This window comes from Parasutterella excrementihominis YIT 11859, assembly GCF_000205025.1.
Taxonomy (GTDB): domain Bacteria; phylum Pseudomonadota; class Gammaproteobacteria; order Burkholderiales; family Burkholderiaceae_F; genus Parasutterella; species Parasutterella excrementihominis.
The window spans coordinates 34089-49576 of record NZ_GL883756.1; the positions used below are offsets into that span (position 1 = coordinate 34089).

The window sequence follows — 15488 nt, forward strand, 5'->3', positions numbered from 1 at the left end:
AAATTCCGTGGGTTCAGCTTTTATTTTCAGTCTGAGGAGATTGGTCGCTGTGTGTTTCTGCCCTTTTTTCTGCTCAAGCCGTCCTGCACTATGCTGATCTTTAGAAATTTCCGAAAATCCACTGTTTAATTACTCCGCCAATGCTCTTCAGTTTGCGTTTGGATCCGATGTTGGATCCCTGCGCCCAGAACTTCTGGTTTAACTGGCAAAGGTAGCCTAAAACCGCCGCGTGCTGAGGAGTTGAGTACCCGGCAAACTGCTTAGGGAAACTCTCCGTGTTGTAAAGCTCGGGCGGAACAAATTCCGAAGTCTCGTAATTTACGAGAGGACGTCCGAGACGCACGTTAATCTCGCGTCCGGCCATATGGGAGCTAAACACTTCTTTAGCCATTCTCTGGATGCCCGGAAGCGTAGCCCCGCCTCCCGTGAGCACCACTCCATAGCCCAGCTGCGTGTGAAGGCTCTTGTCGCGAATACGGTAGTAAATCTTTTCGAGAATATCCTGAACTTTGACGTCAATAATCGCAGAAAGCGCTTGTTTGCTCAAGATCCTTCCGCCGTCATCACTGTACCCCGGCGCCGTCGGAAGACGAATAAAACTGTCTTTATCCTTTCTAGCGTCGTAACGGACCTGTCCCATCTGCAGCTTCAGCTTTTCGGCCGCTTCTTGAGAGAGGTGTGTCTTAATTGAAATCTCATCGGTGATCTGCTGACCGCCCATCGGATGAACCGCGGAGTACTGCACCGCCTTATCAAAAAACACCGCTACATCGCTCAAATCAGATCCGATATCAATCAGCGCAACCCCTAAATCGATTTCTTCCGGACGAAGCACGGCGGACGCAGCTGCCAGAGGATTAAAAATCAACTGGCTGTCAATCAGTTCCAGACCGGTTCTGCGGATGACTTTATTGAGGAACAGGCACTGAGCGCTCTGCGCGGTCACGACGTGCAGGCTGCCTTCGAGTTTCTTGCCCTCCATACCGATCGGCGTACGAATACGGCGTGCGTAGTCGACGGAGTATTCCTGAGGAATCACGTCGAGATAGCGCATCGACGGCGGCAAGGTCACCGACATGGCTGTATTCAGAAGGTCGTCAATGTCCTTCTGTTCGATTTCGCCCGAGCCCACAATCGTCTGCTGAATGCAGTTGTCCGTACGGATGTGCGGGCCGGAAATACCGGCCGCAACGGTTTTAACGGTTGTATTCGCGGTTTTTTCAGCTTCTTCTACTGCCGCGCGGACACAATCAACCGCCTGATTGATATCGACGACTCCACCTTGCTCAATGCCCTCGCTCTTGCACTCTCCGAGGCCCTCGATCTTAAAAGTGCTTGAACTGACCGGAGACGCGATCATACACACAACCTTTGATGACCCGATGTCCAAGCCCACCAACAAATCGTTTGATTTATCTGCCATTCTTTTTATCCCCGGTATCCTGAACAGTGTCTTCAGGAGAAACGGTCTCTTCTTCCGGTGCCGGCTTCAACACTGCAATCCCTTTTTCATAGCGCGCATCTAACTCTGTCGGTTCCGCGCCGATTTGCGCGGAAATGGCCGGCAGAGATTCGATGATTTTGATTAAACGTTCGTCCATCTGGGCAGAGTTTTCGCCCTTCTTGAGAACCAGTTTGATCACCTTGCCTTCAGGACGCTTGAAATGCAGTGTCCAGCCGGAATATTCGGAATAAGTTAATGAAGTTACATCATATCCAAGCTTTCTGCAGGTATCTTCAAAAGCCTGGTACTGTTTATAGATTTCCATGCGGCGGTCAACGGGTCCGAAGATTTTCGGAAGCGCACCTTTGCTCTCCGCAATTTCCTGGTTCGCGACAAAGAGCGTGCCGTCCTCGGCGAGCAGCTTTTCGTCGCCCCATACGGCGATCGGATGGTGGAGGTAAAGCGTTGCTTGAAGCTGATTCGGCCATACGCGGCCGATCGAAACGTCTCTTACCCAAGGAATGCGCTTAAACTGATCGGCGATCTCGGACAAATCCGCGGTGAAGTAATTCCCGTGGATATGACCGTCGAGCACCTGCGCAACATCCTTGACGTTTATCGCGTCTTTATTGCCTTCAACCTGAACGTCAACTCCTTTCAACAAAAATACCGGCCGCTGAACAAACCAGTAAACCGCCGATGTCAGAATCAGGAGAATAAACAGCACTCCGAAAACATCGGCAAAAAGCGAAAAAGTTGACGCGCTCCAACGTCTCATCCCTTAACCCTTCAAAGAAGCGCGTGCCGCGACTTGTTTAACGAGTTCTTCATACGAAATACCGCAGGTTCTCGCGGCGAGCGGCACCAAAGAGTGCGGCGTCATGCCGGGCGCGGTGTTGATTTCAAGCAGCACAAAGCTGCCGTCACCACGCAGTATCACGTCAATACGGCTCCAAGCGTCGGCGCCGACGGCCAAAGCGGCTTTCTCAACAACGGCCTTAATCTTTTCGGTTACGTTCTCAGGCACTTCGGCCGGGCACACATAGACGGTCTCGTCGGAGAAATACTTGTGTTCAAAGTCATAGTCTCCGTCCGGAGCCTTAATTTCAATGATCGGGAAAGCTTTGAGACCTTCGCCCATATCTAAAACGGCAACAGTAAGCTCGCGGCCGAACACGTACTCTTCGGCAAGTACGGTCATGCCGGCTTCCTGAGACTTAGCAAAGGCTTCTTTGACCTGATCCAAGGTCGCATTTTTAAGTTTGTAGAGACCCAAGCTCGAGCCTTCTTTGCTCGGCTTAATCACGAGGTTTCCGTTGAAACGGCGATGAGCCTCTTCGCAGTCCGTCTCGTTTCTTAACACCATACCGCGAGGAACCGGAATGCCTTGAGCTTCCCAGACGGCTTTGGTCATTTCCTTATCAATACCGATGGCGCTCGCCTGTACGCCGCTTCCGGTGTAAGGAATCTTCAGGAATTCCATCACGCCCTGAATGACGCCGTCCTCTCCGCCCTTTCCGTGCAAAATCAGAAAAGCGCGGTCGATACCGGCCAAATCGGATAAAGGCTGCTCTGCCGGATCGAACTTAACCACATCGGCACCAACGCTTTGCAGTGCCTTGAGCACGCCGCTTCCGCTCATCAAAGAAACTTCACGTTCTCCGGAAGATCCGCCCATGACGACGGCGATTTTTCCAAGATCCTTTACATCTACGCTTTTCATTCTTTACTTTCCTTGTTTCATGAGTTTGCCCGGAACCTCTCCGATGTTTCCTGCACCCATGACGAGAACAACGTCGCCTTCTTTGACGTTGTTATTAATGAGTTCCATAACTTCATCCGTATTGCCCGCAAACAGCGGTTCGACTTTTCCGGTTAAACGGATCGAGCGGCAAAGACTGCGGCTGTCAGCGCCGAAGATTTTTTCTTCGCCGGCCGGATAAACGGCTTCAAGCACCAGTGCATCCGCATTAGAAAGCACTCGAACCAAATCTTCAAAGCAGTCGCGCGTACGGGTGTAGCGGTGCGGCTGGAATGCGACAAGCAGTCTTCTGTCAGGATAAGCCCCGCGCGCGGCAGCAATTGTCGCGGCCATTTCCGTCGGATGATGACCGTAGTCATCTACAACCAGGAACTTTTCTCCCTTAAGGCTCTGAGCTTCACCCCATACGGCAAAGCGGCGGCCCACGCCCTTAAAGGTTGCGAGTGCTTCTTTGATGGCTTCCATCGGAACGTCCAGCGTCAGCGCGACGCCGATCGCTGCCAGAGAGTTCAGAACGTTGTGAACACCGGGAAGGTTCACCGTGATCTCTTCCGGAGCAGCACCGTCGCGCACCAGCGTAAAGTGCATCTGCGTTCCGTCCGCGCGGATGTTTTCTGCACGGATCTGAGCATCTTCTCTGAAGCCATAAGTCAGAATCGGTTTAGTGATCTTCGGCAGGATGGCGCGAACGTTTTCGCTTTCGATGCACATGACAGCGCGCCCGTAGAAGGGCAGTCTCTGAATGAAGTCTGTGAAGGCCTTTCTCAAATTTCTGAGATCGTGCCCATACGTGTCCATGTGGTCTTCATCAATGTTGGTAACCACAGAAATCACCGGAGACAAGTTTAGGAAGGAAGCATCCGACTCATCGGCTTCCGCTACGATATACAGACCTTGTCCGAGTTTGGCGTTGGAGCCGGCTGCATTTAAGCGTCCGCCGATCACAAACGTCGGGTCCAGACCGCCTCTTTCGAGAATGCTTGTAATGAGAGAGGTTGTCGTCGTTTTGCCGTGTGTTCCGGCAACAGCGATGCCCTGACGCAGACGCATGAGCTCGGCGAGCATGATGGCGCGTGGCACCACCGGAATATTTCTGTTCTTTGCCTCAACTACTTCAGGGTTGTCTGCGTGAACCGCAGTAGAGGTCACAACCACGCCGGCATCTCCGACATTGGATGCGTCATGGCCGATAAAAATTTCGGCGCCGATCGAGCGCAAATGCTCGACCGCGGCGTTTTCTTTTAAGTCCGAACCGGAAACGTGGTAACCGAGGTTAATCAGCACTTCGGCAATACCGTTCATACCGGTTCCGCCGATACCCACAAAATGTATTTTCTTAATTGCGAATTTCACTCTTATTCCTTGTTCGATACGTATTCAATAAAGTCCGCAACCGTGGCGGCCGCATCGGGCTTGCCGAGCGCCTTTGCCTTTTTTGCCATCTCAAGCAGTTCTTCTCGGTTGAGGCCTTCTAAAAGCGCAGTGAGTTTACCTGTAGTCAGCTCACTTTGGGGCAAATAGATAGCGGCTCCTGCCTCCTGCATGTATTTGGCGTTTCCGACTTGATGGGAGGTCGTCTTCGTAACCAGCGGAACCAGAATGGACGGCACTCCGGCGGCAGTCAGCTCGCTCACGGAAATTGCCCCGGCTCGAGCCAGAACGACGTCGGCCCAAACATAGGCAGCCGCCATGTCTTCAATGAACGGCACGACTTGGGCTTCGATGCCCAGCGCGGCATAGCTTGCCTTAACCTCTTCCACGGCTTTCATGCCGCACTGATGAATGATCTCAGGACGCTTTTCCGGCGAAAGTGCGGTGATCAAGGACGGGACATTCTGATTAAACACTTGGGCGCCTAAAGAGCCGCCGAAGATCAGCAGTTTTAATCGGCCTTCTCTGCCCTGATAACGCTCTTCAGGCGCAGGAATCGCCAGGATTTCTTTGCGGACCGGGTTTCCGGTCACGACGCCTTTATCACCGGCAAGCTTAGCCGCTTTCCCGTCAAAACCGCACATCACGCCGGCGGCGTTGCCCTGCACCATCTTGATCGAAAGCAAAGGATCCGCGTCGCTGTTCATCAGAACATACGGAATACCTTTAAGACCAGCCGCCAAGCAAACCGGCACGGCGATATATCCGCCGGTTGAAAACACGGCATCCGCATGCTTTTTAGTCAAAATCGTTCGGCTCTGAGCTATGCACTTCAGGAGCTTAAAGCCACCGAAGAGCATGGTCTTCAGGCCCTTGCCTCTCAGCCCCTGAAAGTCCAGAGCCGTAAAAGGGATCTTCTGGTGCTCTACAATGCGGCGCTCCATTCCCTGTTCGGTGCCGATCCAGGAGACGGTCCACCCGCGGGAAATCAAAATTTTTGCGACCGCCACTCCGGGCATGACGTGACCGCCGGTACCGGCAGCCGCAATCACTAAATGCTTACTCATACTTTTCCTCCCTTCATGGTGACCTTATTCTCATAGTCAACTCTAAGAAGAATGGCCACAGCCGCCGTGACAGCCATAATTGCCGAACCTCCGAAACTGATGAACGGAAGGGTCAGGCCTTTTGTCGGGAGCAAACCGCTCGCCACGCCGACGTTAATAAAAGTCTGAACTCCGATCCAGATACCGATCCCCTCGGCGACCAGTCCGGAGAAAATATGTTCCAAATGAATAGCGGTTCTTCCGATTTCGATGGCTCGTTTGACCAGCCAGAAAAGGAGAACCAGGATCAGCATCACACCGGCAAAGCCCAGTTCCTCGCCCACAATTGCGAGAATAAAGTCGGTATGAGCCTCCGGCAGATAGTGCTGCTTTTCAATCGCGTCGCCTAAGCCGACGCCCCAGCTTTCGCCTCGTCCGAAGGCAATCAGCGAATGGGAGAGCTGATAAGCCTTGCCCTGAGCGTTCGAGATTTCCCAAGGATCCAGGTAAGCAAAGAAACGCGCCGCTCGCCAGCTTGCCGCAAAGATCATGAAGACCAACAGCCCCAGAACGCCGACCAGCACCATGATGAAAACCGTCAGGTTAATGCCGCCTAGAAACAGAATGCCCATAGAAATGGCCAGCATCATGACATAGGCACCAAGGTCGGGCTCCTTCAGTACGAGGAAGCCCACGAGCCCCATCACAAGCAGCATCGGCAGAAGACCCTTCTTCACGCTGTGCATGTAATTTTGTTTACGCACGGTAAAGTCGGCCGCATAAATCAGCACGGCAATCTTCATGACTTCCGTCACTTGAAGATTAAACAACCCGAGCGGGATCCAGCGGCAGGCACCGTTCGTCGACTTACCGATGCCCGGAATAAACACAGCGCCGAGCAGGAAGAGCCCGAATAGGAAGAACGGGAACGCCATCTTCTTCCAGGCCTTCATCGGAATATGCCAAACAATATAGGCGCCGAAGAGCGCCACCACAAGCGAAATCACGTGACGGACAAAGAAGTAATGCTCGCTGATGTGGTACTTTGGAGAGTCTCCTAACGAAATAGAAGCCGAAAACACCATCAGACAGCCGAGAAGCATCAAAGAGAAAACGACGAACAAAACACCGTAATCCGGAGGTACCGGACCGATATCCCGCGGCTCGTAGTTCAGCGCGGCGGCGTTGTTGTAGTCGCCGACACGTGTGACGATATCGTCGGCGTCTTCTTTCTTACGTCGTCTGATCAGCACAGCTGGCCTTCCTCTTCAGCGATTTCTTTCGCAGCAGCGACAAACTGCGCAGAACGATCGGCGTAATCCTTAAACATATCCCAGCTTGCGCAAGCCGGAGAAAGCAGAATCGTGTCACCGGGCTTAGCCATCGCACGGGCTTCTCTAACCGCTTCTGCCATGGTTTTGGCATGAGCTTTCAGAAGCCCCGGATAGTCGACTTCTTTTTCAATCAGCGGAGCATCACGTCCGATGAAAACGGCGCCCTTGGCGTGCGTTTCGATCGGAGCCTTGAGCGGCGCAAAATCCTGTCCCTTGCCGTCACCGCCGAGAATCAGAACGACTTTCTTCGGACCGAATCCGGCCAAGGCGGCGGCAACAGCGCCGACATTGGTGCCTTTGGAATCATCGACGTAATCGATGTCGGAGGCCCTGAGAATGAGCTGAACGCGGTGCGGCTCACCCTTGTACTCTCGCAGCATGCGCAGGATAGAGTCAAGCGGAATTCCGACGGCGAGCGTCAGTGCGGTCGCGGCCATTGCGTTCATAGCGTTATGCAGACCGCGGATTCTGAGCGCGTTCATCGGAATCAGTAATTCCGGGGAAGCCGAAGCAATGCAGCCGGATAGCCAGACCAGCGCGCCGACGTCAGATATTCCGAAGTCTCCAATCTTCTTAGGCGCATCGGATCCGAAGGTATGCACTAAATCGGACGGAACGCCTTCGGCAGAAAGCATTGAGCCTGGATCTTCGCGGTTGAGCACACGAACGGTATCGGCAGAAAAAATCTTTCGTTTCGCTGCGGCGTACTTTTCCATCGAGCCGTGCCAATCGATATGGTCTTCGGTGATGTTGAGCAGCGCCGCGCTGTCGCAGTGCAGACTTTCCGTGGTTTCGAGCTGGAAACTCGACAGTTCCAAAACCCAAAAGTCAGGCAGTGTTCCGACTTGGCGGTGTTTTTCCAGCTCGCCCAAGGCGTTCGGGCCGACATTGCCTGCCGCAACAACGGATTTGCCGGCCTCTGCGATGATGGCCGTTGAAAGCATGGTGGTCGTGGTTTTGCCGTTAGTACCGGTAATGCCGATGATCTTGGGCGCGTAGCCTGTCTCAGCTTTGAGTTTTTTCAGCTCACGGGCAAAAAGCTCGATCTCTCCAACGACAGCAATACCGCGGTGCTTTGCTTCTTTCACTGCCGGCGCAAAGACTGAGTACTCGGGGGACAGGCCCGGAGAAATCATGACTTCGGAGACTTCAGCAACTATCACGGGAGAAACGGCCCCGCCGAGGAACTTCAGATTCGGAATTTCTTTCTGCAGTTCATCCAGCCTCGGCGGCTGCGGTCTGGTATCGGCGGCAAGCACCTCAAAACCGCGGGATGCGTAAAAGCGAGCGGCGGTACGACCCGAAACTCCTAAACCGAGAACCAATACTTTCTGACTGACCGACATGATGGATTACCTGATTTTCAGAGTGGACAGACCGATCAGCACCAAAACAATGGTGATGATCCAAAAACGAACGACGACCTGAGTTTCCTTCCATCCCTTCATTTCAAAATGATGGTGGATCGGTGTCATAAGGAAGATGCGCTTTCCGTGCGTAATCTTGAAGTACGAGACTTGGAGAATCACCGAGAGGGTTTCCATCACGAAAACGCCGCCCATGATGAAGAGAACCAGTTCCTGACGTGTAATGATGGCCATCGTACCCAATGCACCGCCAAGCGCCAAAGCGCCCACGTCGCCCATAAACACCTGGGCCGGATAAGCGTTGTACCAAAGGAAGCCTAGGCCTGCACCGATGAGCGCGGCACCTACGACGACGACTTCGCCAGCGCCCGGAACATACGGAAAGTTGAGGTAGGCGGCATAGTCAACACGGCCGACCACGTAGGCAAAGATGCCCAAAGCGATACCGACCAAAGCGCTCGGCAGAATGGCTAAGCCGTCCAGACCGTCTGTGAGGTTCACAGCGTTGCTCGTGCCCACAATCACGAAGTAGCTGAGGACGATAAAGCCCCAGATGCCGATCGGAAGCGATACGTTCTTAAAGAACGGAATCAGCAGATTGCTTCTTTCCGGAAGAGGAATAGAGGTAAAACCGCTCTCCATCCACTGAAGCACCAAACCCCAGATGTGTTCATTGCCCGGCGCCGCAACAGAGAAAGCCAAGTAGACGGAGGCAATGACGCCGACAAGCGATTGCCAGAAGAACTTTTCTCTGGACTTCATGCCCTCGGGATCGTGATGGACTACCTTTCGGTAGTCATCGACCCAGCCGATGGCGCCGAAGCTTAACGTCACAAAAAGCACCACCCAGACAAAGCGGTTGCTGAGGTCCATCCACAGGATCGTCGATGCACCCACGGCAATCAAGATAAGGATGCCGCCCATGGTCGGCGTGCCTTCTTTGACCAGATGGCTCTTCGGTCCGTACTGACGAACAGCCTGACCGACCTTGAGTTTTCTCAGTTCACGAATTACCGCCGGGCCTAATGCCAAGGCGATAAAGAAAGCAGTAAGTGCGGCTAAAACGGCGCGCAGCGTCAAATAGTTAAAAACGCGAAGCCAGCCTAAAGAAGTCGAGTCGGCCAGCCATTGAATCAGAGCGAGCAGCATTTAGTTTTCCTTCGGTTCTTTTTCTTCTTGTTTGTTCCAGGTGCGGACCAGTTCGTCCGCGAGTTTGAAGAGCTTCATGAAATTCGAGGCCTTAAAGAGCACGGCATGCGGACCCTTGACCATCTCTTCCTTCAGCGCAGCGAGCAGTTCTTCCTGTGTTTCAAAGTGACGCGCACCTTCGCCGTAACCTTCGACGGCATCAAGCATGCGGTTGCCGATGGAGAAGAAGTTCTCAATACCGCAGCGGCGTACAAATTCGCCTAACTCCCTGTGGAACTGCGGACTCTGAACGCCGAGTTCTCCCATGTCGCCCGCGACAAAAATCTTGGGCAGCTGGTATTCGCTCAGCATATTGACTGCGGCATTCATAGAGTCCGGGTTGGCGTTATAGCTGTCATCGATGACTACGGAACCATCGTCCAATGTCACGACTTCGCCGCGGTGGCTGACGGCTTCAAAGTTTTCCAAACCCTTCTTGATATCGCAGAGATCGCGGCCCATCGCAAAAAGCACGGCGGCCGCATTCACGGCGTTCACAATGTTGTGCTTGCCGGGTACTTTGAGTTCGATATCAATTTGGCCGATCGGAGTCACCAATCTGAATGCTGTCCCTTCGACTTCGCAGGCATAAACATCACTGTCCGGCGTTCCGAACGTCACGACGCGATTGTTGCCGGCCATCTTGCGCCATTCAACCGCAAAGGGATCGGCGGCATTAATGACGGCTACGCCCTGACGCGGAAGCTGAGCAAAGACTTCCCCGTTTTCTTTGGCAGTCTCTTCTAAGGAAGCCAGGAACTCCTGATGATCGCGCATCGTGTTGGTCACTGTGCCGATCGTCGGCGCAATCGCCGAGACGAGCGGACGCATTTCGCCGATATGGTTCATGCCGACTTCAAAGCACGCGGCCTGATGTTCGGGACGCAGTTTCCAAAGCATCAGCGAGACGCCAAGCTCATTGTTCAAGTTGCCTTCGGTTCCGACCCAGGCACCTTCCTGGAAGCGTTCTTTGATGATGGATAAAACCATCTGCGTCGTGGTTGTCTTGCCGTTTGAGCCGGCAACCGCGATCACGGGCAGGTCGAACTTCGAGCGCCATTTTTTAGCGGAGTCCAGCAGCGCTTCGCGCGTGTCTTTCACCAAAACCTGAGGAAGGCTCACCGGTACAAAGTGCGTCACGACCGCCGCCGCTGCGCCCGCATCGGAAGCGGCCTGCACGAACTCGTGGCCGTCCCGCTCTCCTTCAATAGCAAAAAACAGCCCGTTGGGTCGGACTGATCTCGAATCAAAACTGACGGAGGAAAATTTAATCCCCGGAGCACCCTTGATCTGGATGTCGGAGCCGAGCATCTCGGCAAATTCCCCGATCGTCATTAACGCTTCATTCATTTTTGTTCCTTAGTTTCCGCAGGGCTTCGCGTGTCTCTTCGACGTCAGAGAAGTGGTGTTTAACACCTTTGACTTCCTGATAATCTTCGTGGCCTTTGCCGGCAACGAGGATGACATCATCGGCAGCGGCATGTTCCGCGGCATATTCAATGGCTTTTCTGCGGTCTTCAATAACCGTGCAGGGTTTGGTTGTCCCTGCTTGAATTTGTTTCAGTATCTCTTTCGCATCTTCGCTTCTCGGGTTATCCGACGTCAAAACGACTTCATCGGCAGCGCACGCGGCCTGTCCCATTAGAGGACGCTTGCCGTGATCTCGGTCTCCGCCCGCGCCGACAACAATCCAAATGCGTCCGCCGCGTGCTTCGGCTAATCCCTCCAAGGCTTTAATCGCTTGGGTCACGGCATCCGGTGTGTGGGAATAATCCACGGCAAAGATTGGGCCGTGATCATCGCGCACGATCTGCATTCGCCCGGCCGGGGGCATGAGTTTTGCGGCTTCTTTAAGTACCGTTTCGATTTCAAAACCGACGGAAATCATTGCGCCCACCGTGCAGAGAAAGTTCTCCACGTTAAAGAGGCCTAAAAAGTGCGCTGCAACCGGGAACGTATTTCCTTTAAAGCGGACTTCAAATTCCAGTCCCTCTCGGGTATGGCGGATGTTCTCGGCAGACAGGTATGCCGGTTGATCTCCTTTGGCAGAGACCGTCAGGATTGCTTTTCCGGCGCCTTCAGCGGTCTTCATAATCTGCTGAGCCGGCTCACCGGACTGATTAATCACCGCGGAGGCAACCGTCGGCCAGCGGAACAGGATCTCCTTAGCCCGGAGATAGTTCTCCATCGTTCCGTGATAGTCCAGGTGGTCTCGCGTGAGGTTCGTAAATACAGCTGTTTTGATTTCGGTTCCGTCAAGGCGCCCCTGTTCCAGGCCGATTGAACTCGCTTCCATCGCAAACGCTTTGCAACCGCGGCTAAGCAGCTCGGCAAACTTTGCCTGAAGCGTGAGCGGATCAGGCGTTGTCATCGACACGCTCGGAAGGACTATGCCGTTCAGCGTGCATCCTAACGTTCCGATGCTTGCACACGGTGTTCCGAGTCGATTCATCAGATCGGCGATCCAGTTGGCGGTCGTGGTTTTGCCGTTGGTGCCTGTCACGGCGATTCCGATCATCTGAGCGGTCGAATTGCCGTAGTAGGCAGCCGCAATCGGACCGAGAGCGCGATAAAGGTTGTCTATTTCGATGACGGGCACCGAGCACGGGCCGATATCGCCTTTTTCAGCAACCACGCAGGAAGCGCCGGCGCCGCAGGCTTTTTCAATAAAAGCCCGGCCGTCGGTGTGCACGCCCTTCACTGCAAAAAACACATCGCCTTTGCGGATTTTCCGACTGTCTAAAAGCAAAGCCGCTCCCGCGGGAGCGAATCGCTTAATCTCGGCGGCAACAGCTACGGCATCAACCATTGGTCTTCCCCTTTATTACGTGATCTTCTTTGGCTGATTTCAAATTTGTCCTTGACGGCGCCCTCGCGCGGGCGCGGTTCGATTCTTTCAATGCATGAGTCTTCGCGGGCTGCGCCTTAGCTTTGGCAGGCTTCTTATCGTTCTTAGTCACCATAAAGTCTTCGGGGCGATCCGGGTTGACCGCCATCAGACGCAGCGTCTTCGAGACCATCTCGGAGAAAAGCGGTGCGGCAGCCGTCGAACCGAAGTGTTTACCGATCATCGGTTCATCGATCATAATGCCCACCACAATCTGGGGATTGTGTGCCGGTGCGTAACCCGCAAAGCCTGCAACGTACTTTCTCACGTACTGGCCGCCTTCGACCTTGTAAGCCGTACCGGTTTTACCGGCAGCGGTGTAGCCTTCAACGCGAGCTCTGAAACCGGTTCCGCCCTTTTCTACTACTTTCGCGAGCATGTCACGCATCTGACCGGCGGTTTTGGCACTGTAGACCCGCTGCGGTTCACGGTAAGCACGATCTTTGTAAATAGAGAGCTCAATCATGTCCCCGTCACGTGCAAACACCGTGTAGGCACGGACTTGCTGAAGCAGAGAAACCGTGACGCCGTGACCGTAGGACATAGTCGCCTGCTCGATCGGACGCCAGTTCTTTGCAGGACGCAGACGGCCGGCCACCGCACCCGGGAAGCCGATCTGCGGCGAGTGGCCGAAACCGAGCTTGTCGTAGTAAGACCACATGACCTGCGGCGTCATCAGGAGCGCCACTTTAGACGTACCGATGTTGCTCGACTGCTGAATGATGCCGGAAACCGTCAGCTCTTTACTGTAGTGAGAGTCCCCGATCGAATGACGGCCGAAAGACATGGAGCGTCCGATCTGGAAGAGCGTATTCGGCGTGACTTTCTTTTCTTCGAGACCAGCGGCAACCGAGAACGGCTTCATCGTCGAACCCGGTTCATATGTGTCCACAATGGCGCGGTTGCGAACGCCGGTGCGCGAAATCTTGCCGCGATTGTTCGGGTCAAAACTCGGGTAGTTCGCAAGCGCGAGAATATCACCGGTCTTCGGGTCGGCAATCACAATGGAGCCGCCTTTAGCTTTCAGATTCTCAACCTGACGACCCAGGGCTTCATAAGCAAGGTTCTGGAGGCGGGAGTCGATCGTCAGCGTAATGTTTTCGCCGTTCATCGGCTCTTTGAGCCAAGCGTCTTCCACGATGCGGCCTAACCGGTCCTTCATCACGCGGCGTGAGCCGGGTTTACCGGCCAAGCGTTTTTCCGCAGCCAGTTCAATGCCTTCAATACCGTTTCCGTCCAAACCGGTCAGACCGACGATCTGAGCAGCCGCTTCGCCGTCCGGGTAGCTGCGCAGGAATTCTCGGGTGGAGTGCAGGCCCGGAATTTTCATATCCAGCACCTTCTCGGCCGTTTCAATCGGAACCTGACGCTTCAAGTAGACGAAGGTACGTTTGGAGTTAAATTTTTTCCTAAGCTCGGAGACCGGGACATCCAGCGTCTTAGCAATTTCTTTGAGCTGAGAAGTCGTAATCTTAACGTCCTGAGGAATAATCCAAAGGGCTTTGGCGGTCACGCTCGTTGCCAGCAGCGTTCCGTTGCGGTCATAAATCTGACCGCGCATCGCAGGCACTTCGATCGTGCGCTGGAAACGCATCGCACCCTGCTTCTGCAGGAATTCCGTATTAAAACCAAGCTGAAGCCAGCCGATGCGGACGCCGAGCGCGGTAAAGCACAAAAGCAGCATGAAATAAACAAACTTGCTTCGGCCAGGCTTGATTTTCAGGCGCAGGAGGTCCTTAACGCTGTCATCGTCACCGCGTTTTTCTTCCGTCGGCATGAAGACGTTGTCCCATGCATCTCTGAGCCACTGCCTGATTCTCATTTTTGAGCTCCGGAAGAGACGGCGTTCTTATCCAAGATAATCACGCGACCGTTCTCAGCAGGGGCCAAGCCGCCTTCTTTCGCGCGGGCTTCGACTTGACGGATTTGCTCCAGGTTGGAGATTTCAAGTTTGAGGCGAGCCCTTTCGTCCATCAAAGAATGATGGATCTGCTGCTCATGTTCAAGCTCGATGAACAGCTTTCGGGCGTTGTGGCGGTTCTCTACGACTTTAAGTCCGCATGCAAAAAGGACCAGCTCCAAGATCACAATCATCCCGACCAGGAAGCGGAACTCGTTCATACCTGCACTCCCTGTTCAGGCCACGGAGCATCCGTCCGGGATGCGCCGCGAAGCACGGAACTTCTGGCGCGAGGATTTTCCTCGCATTCTTTTTCCGAGGGCAGGATGCGTACGGCACGATTAAACAGCGGCTGCGGCAGCTGCGAAGGCAGAAGCGGCAGACGCGGGTCGATACAGGAGGCCGGGTTGGCCGCAGCTTCAAAGAATTTCTTAACGATGCGGTCTTCCAGCGAATGGAAGGAAATGACCGCTAAGACACCGCCCGGAAGCAGCAGAGAGCCGGCAGACTCGAGTGCGCGTTTAAGCTGCTCGAGCTCTTGATTCACATGAATACGGATCGCCTGGAAAATACGTGTTGCCGGATGCTGGGCGCTGTCTTTCTTGTTGCGCGGGAGCGTAGCGGCAATTAAGTCCGCAAGCTGCTTAGTGCGCAGAATCGGTTCTTTGGTACGCACCTTCTCAATGGCCTTAGCGGCCTTCATGGCGAAACGTTCTTCTCCGAGGTCCTTAAATACCTTGGCCATCTCGGCCGCATCGGCGCGGGCAATCCATTCGGCTGCCGTTTCTCCCGCGCTCGTGTCCATGCGCATGTCCAGAGGACCGTCAAAGCGGAAAGAAAATCCGCGTTCCGGATCATCAATCTGCGGACTGGAGACGCCGATATCAAGGAAGATGCCGGTGACTTTGTCGATGCCGATCTTTGCCAATTCCTCTTTCATAGAGGCAAAAGGGGCATGAATAATCTGAAATCTCGGATCTTGGATCTGAGCGGCGGCTTTAACGGCTTCTTCGTCGCGGTCGAACGCGATCAGGCGCCCCTGCGGGGAGAGCTTTTCCAATATCAGGCGCGAGTGCCCTCCACGGCCGAAAGTACCGTCGACATAGACGCCATTCGGATCGGTTACCAGGAGTCGGGGTGACTCTTCAGCAAGTACCGGGCGATGAACCAAGACCTCTGCCTGCACAGA

Annotated in this window: 13 protein-coding genes; all 13 read right to left on the minus strand. The window is 54.1% G+C overall.

Annotated elements, in window-relative coordinates:
- Positions 1–100 precede the first annotated feature (100 nt).
- Genes ftsA through rsmH form a run of 13 tightly spaced genes read right to left on the minus strand, consistent with a single transcriptional unit; the run spans position 101 to position 15485 of the window.
- Positions 101–1423 carry a cell division protein FtsA gene (ftsA, locus tag HMPREF9439_RS10750; RefSeq protein ID WP_008864877.1) on the minus strand — a complete coding sequence of 441 codons (1323 nt, stop codon included), beginning with the start codon at positions 1421–1423 and terminating at the stop codon, positions 101–103.
- Entirely contained in the window at positions 1413–2222 is an 810-nt protein-coding gene (locus tag HMPREF9439_RS10755) for a cell division protein FtsQ/DivIB (RefSeq protein ID WP_008864878.1), read from the minus strand. Before HMPREF9439_RS10755 ends, ftsA begins: the two co-directional genes overlap by 11 nt.
- A 3-nt stretch (positions 2223–2225) precedes the next feature.
- A complete protein-coding gene (locus HMPREF9439_RS10760; RefSeq protein ID WP_008864879.1) occupies positions 2226–3167 on the minus strand; it encodes a D-alanine--D-alanine ligase in 942 nt (313 codons plus the stop codon).
- Positions 3168–3170: 3 nt separating this feature from the next.
- On the minus strand, positions 3171–4559 hold the full coding sequence (gene murC, locus HMPREF9439_RS10765; protein ID WP_008864880.1) for a UDP-N-acetylmuramate--L-alanine ligase: 1389 nt from the start codon (positions 4557–4559) through the stop codon (positions 3171–3173).
- A gap of 2 nt (positions 4560–4561) precedes the next feature.
- Positions 4562–5644, minus strand: coding sequence for an undecaprenyldiphospho-muramoylpentapeptide beta-N-acetylglucosaminyltransferase (gene murG, locus HMPREF9439_RS10770; protein WP_008864881.1), 1083 nt, complete (start codon positions 5642–5644; stop codon positions 4562–4564).
- Positions 5641–6876, minus strand: a complete 1236-nt coding sequence (gene ftsW / locus HMPREF9439_RS10775; protein WP_008812189.1) for a putative lipid II flippase FtsW — start codon at positions 6874–6876, stop codon at positions 5641–5643. The genes murG and ftsW overlap by 4 nt, the downstream gene beginning before the upstream one ends.
- Entirely contained in the window at positions 6870–8303 is a 1434-nt protein-coding gene (gene murD / locus HMPREF9439_RS10780) for a UDP-N-acetylmuramoyl-L-alanine--D-glutamate ligase (protein WP_008864882.1), read from the minus strand. Before murD ends, ftsW begins: the two co-directional genes overlap by 7 nt.
- 6 nt (positions 8304–8309) lie before the next feature.
- Positions 8310–9461: a phospho-N-acetylmuramoyl-pentapeptide-transferase gene (gene mraY, locus HMPREF9439_RS10785; protein ID WP_370753469.1), complete on the minus strand. Its 1152-nt coding sequence runs from the start codon at positions 9459–9461 to the stop codon at positions 8310–8312.
- Positions 9462–9473: 12 nt separating this feature from the next.
- Positions 9474–10862 carry a UDP-N-acetylmuramoyl-tripeptide--D-alanyl-D-alanine ligase gene (locus HMPREF9439_RS10790; protein ID WP_008864883.1) on the minus strand — a complete coding sequence of 463 codons (1389 nt, stop codon included), beginning with the start codon at positions 10860–10862 and terminating at the stop codon, positions 9474–9476.
- On the minus strand, positions 10855–12321 hold the full coding sequence (locus HMPREF9439_RS10795) for a UDP-N-acetylmuramoyl-L-alanyl-D-glutamate--2,6-diaminopimelate ligase (RefSeq protein WP_008864884.1): 1467 nt from the start codon (positions 12319–12321) through the stop codon (positions 10855–10857). The genes HMPREF9439_RS10790 and HMPREF9439_RS10795 overlap by 8 nt, the downstream gene beginning before the upstream one ends.
- Positions 12314–14221: a peptidoglycan D,D-transpeptidase FtsI family protein gene (locus HMPREF9439_RS10800; protein WP_008864885.1), complete on the minus strand. Its 1908-nt coding sequence runs from the start codon at positions 14219–14221 to the stop codon at positions 12314–12316. The genes HMPREF9439_RS10795 and HMPREF9439_RS10800 overlap by 8 nt, the downstream gene beginning before the upstream one ends.
- Positions 14218–14520 carry a cell division protein FtsL gene (gene ftsL / locus HMPREF9439_RS10805; protein WP_008812195.1) on the minus strand — a complete coding sequence of 101 codons (303 nt, stop codon included), beginning with the start codon at positions 14518–14520 and terminating at the stop codon, positions 14218–14220. The genes HMPREF9439_RS10800 and ftsL overlap by 4 nt, the downstream gene beginning before the upstream one ends.
- Positions 14517–15485, minus strand: a complete 969-nt coding sequence (rsmH, locus tag HMPREF9439_RS10810) for a 16S rRNA (cytosine(1402)-N(4))-methyltransferase RsmH (protein ID WP_008812196.1) — start codon at positions 15483–15485, stop codon at positions 14517–14519. The genes ftsL and rsmH overlap by 4 nt, the downstream gene beginning before the upstream one ends.
- Positions 15486–15488 lie beyond the last annotated feature (3 nt).

Excerpts from the sequence above, each read along its gene's own strand:
- HMPREF9439_RS10760 (WP_008864879.1), bottom strand. The coding sequence starts at position 3,167 with ATGAAAAGCGTAGATGTAAAGGATCTTGGAAAAATCGCCGTCGTCATG.
- ftsA (WP_008864877.1), bottom strand. The coding sequence starts at position 1,423 with ATGGCAGATAAATCAAACGATTTGTTGGTGGGCTTGGACATCGGGTCA.
- ftsL (WP_008812195.1), bottom strand. The coding sequence starts at position 14,520 with ATGAACGAGTTCCGCTTCCTGGTCGGGATGATTGTGATCTTGGAGCTG.
- HMPREF9439_RS10790 (WP_008864883.1), bottom strand. The coding sequence starts at position 10,862 with ATGAATGAAGCGTTAATGACGATCGGGGAATTTGCCGAGATGCTCGGC.
- murG (WP_008864881.1), bottom strand. The coding sequence starts at position 5,644 with ATGAGTAAGCATTTAGTGATTGCGGCTGCCGGTACCGGCGGTCACGTC.
- HMPREF9439_RS10755 (WP_008864878.1), bottom strand. The coding sequence starts at position 2,222 with ATGAGACGTTGGAGCGCGTCAACTTTTTCGCTTTTTGCCGATGTTTTC.
- HMPREF9439_RS10795 (WP_008864884.1), bottom strand. The coding sequence starts at position 12,321 with ATGGTTGATGCCGTAGCTGTTGCCGCCGAGATTAAGCGATTCGCTCCC.
- murD (WP_008864882.1), bottom strand. The coding sequence starts at position 8,303 with ATGTCGGTCAGTCAGAAAGTATTGGTTCTCGGTTTAGGAGTTTCGGGT.
- HMPREF9439_RS10800 (WP_008864885.1), bottom strand. The coding sequence starts at position 14,221 with ATGAGAATCAGGCAGTGGCTCAGAGATGCATGGGACAACGTCTTCATG.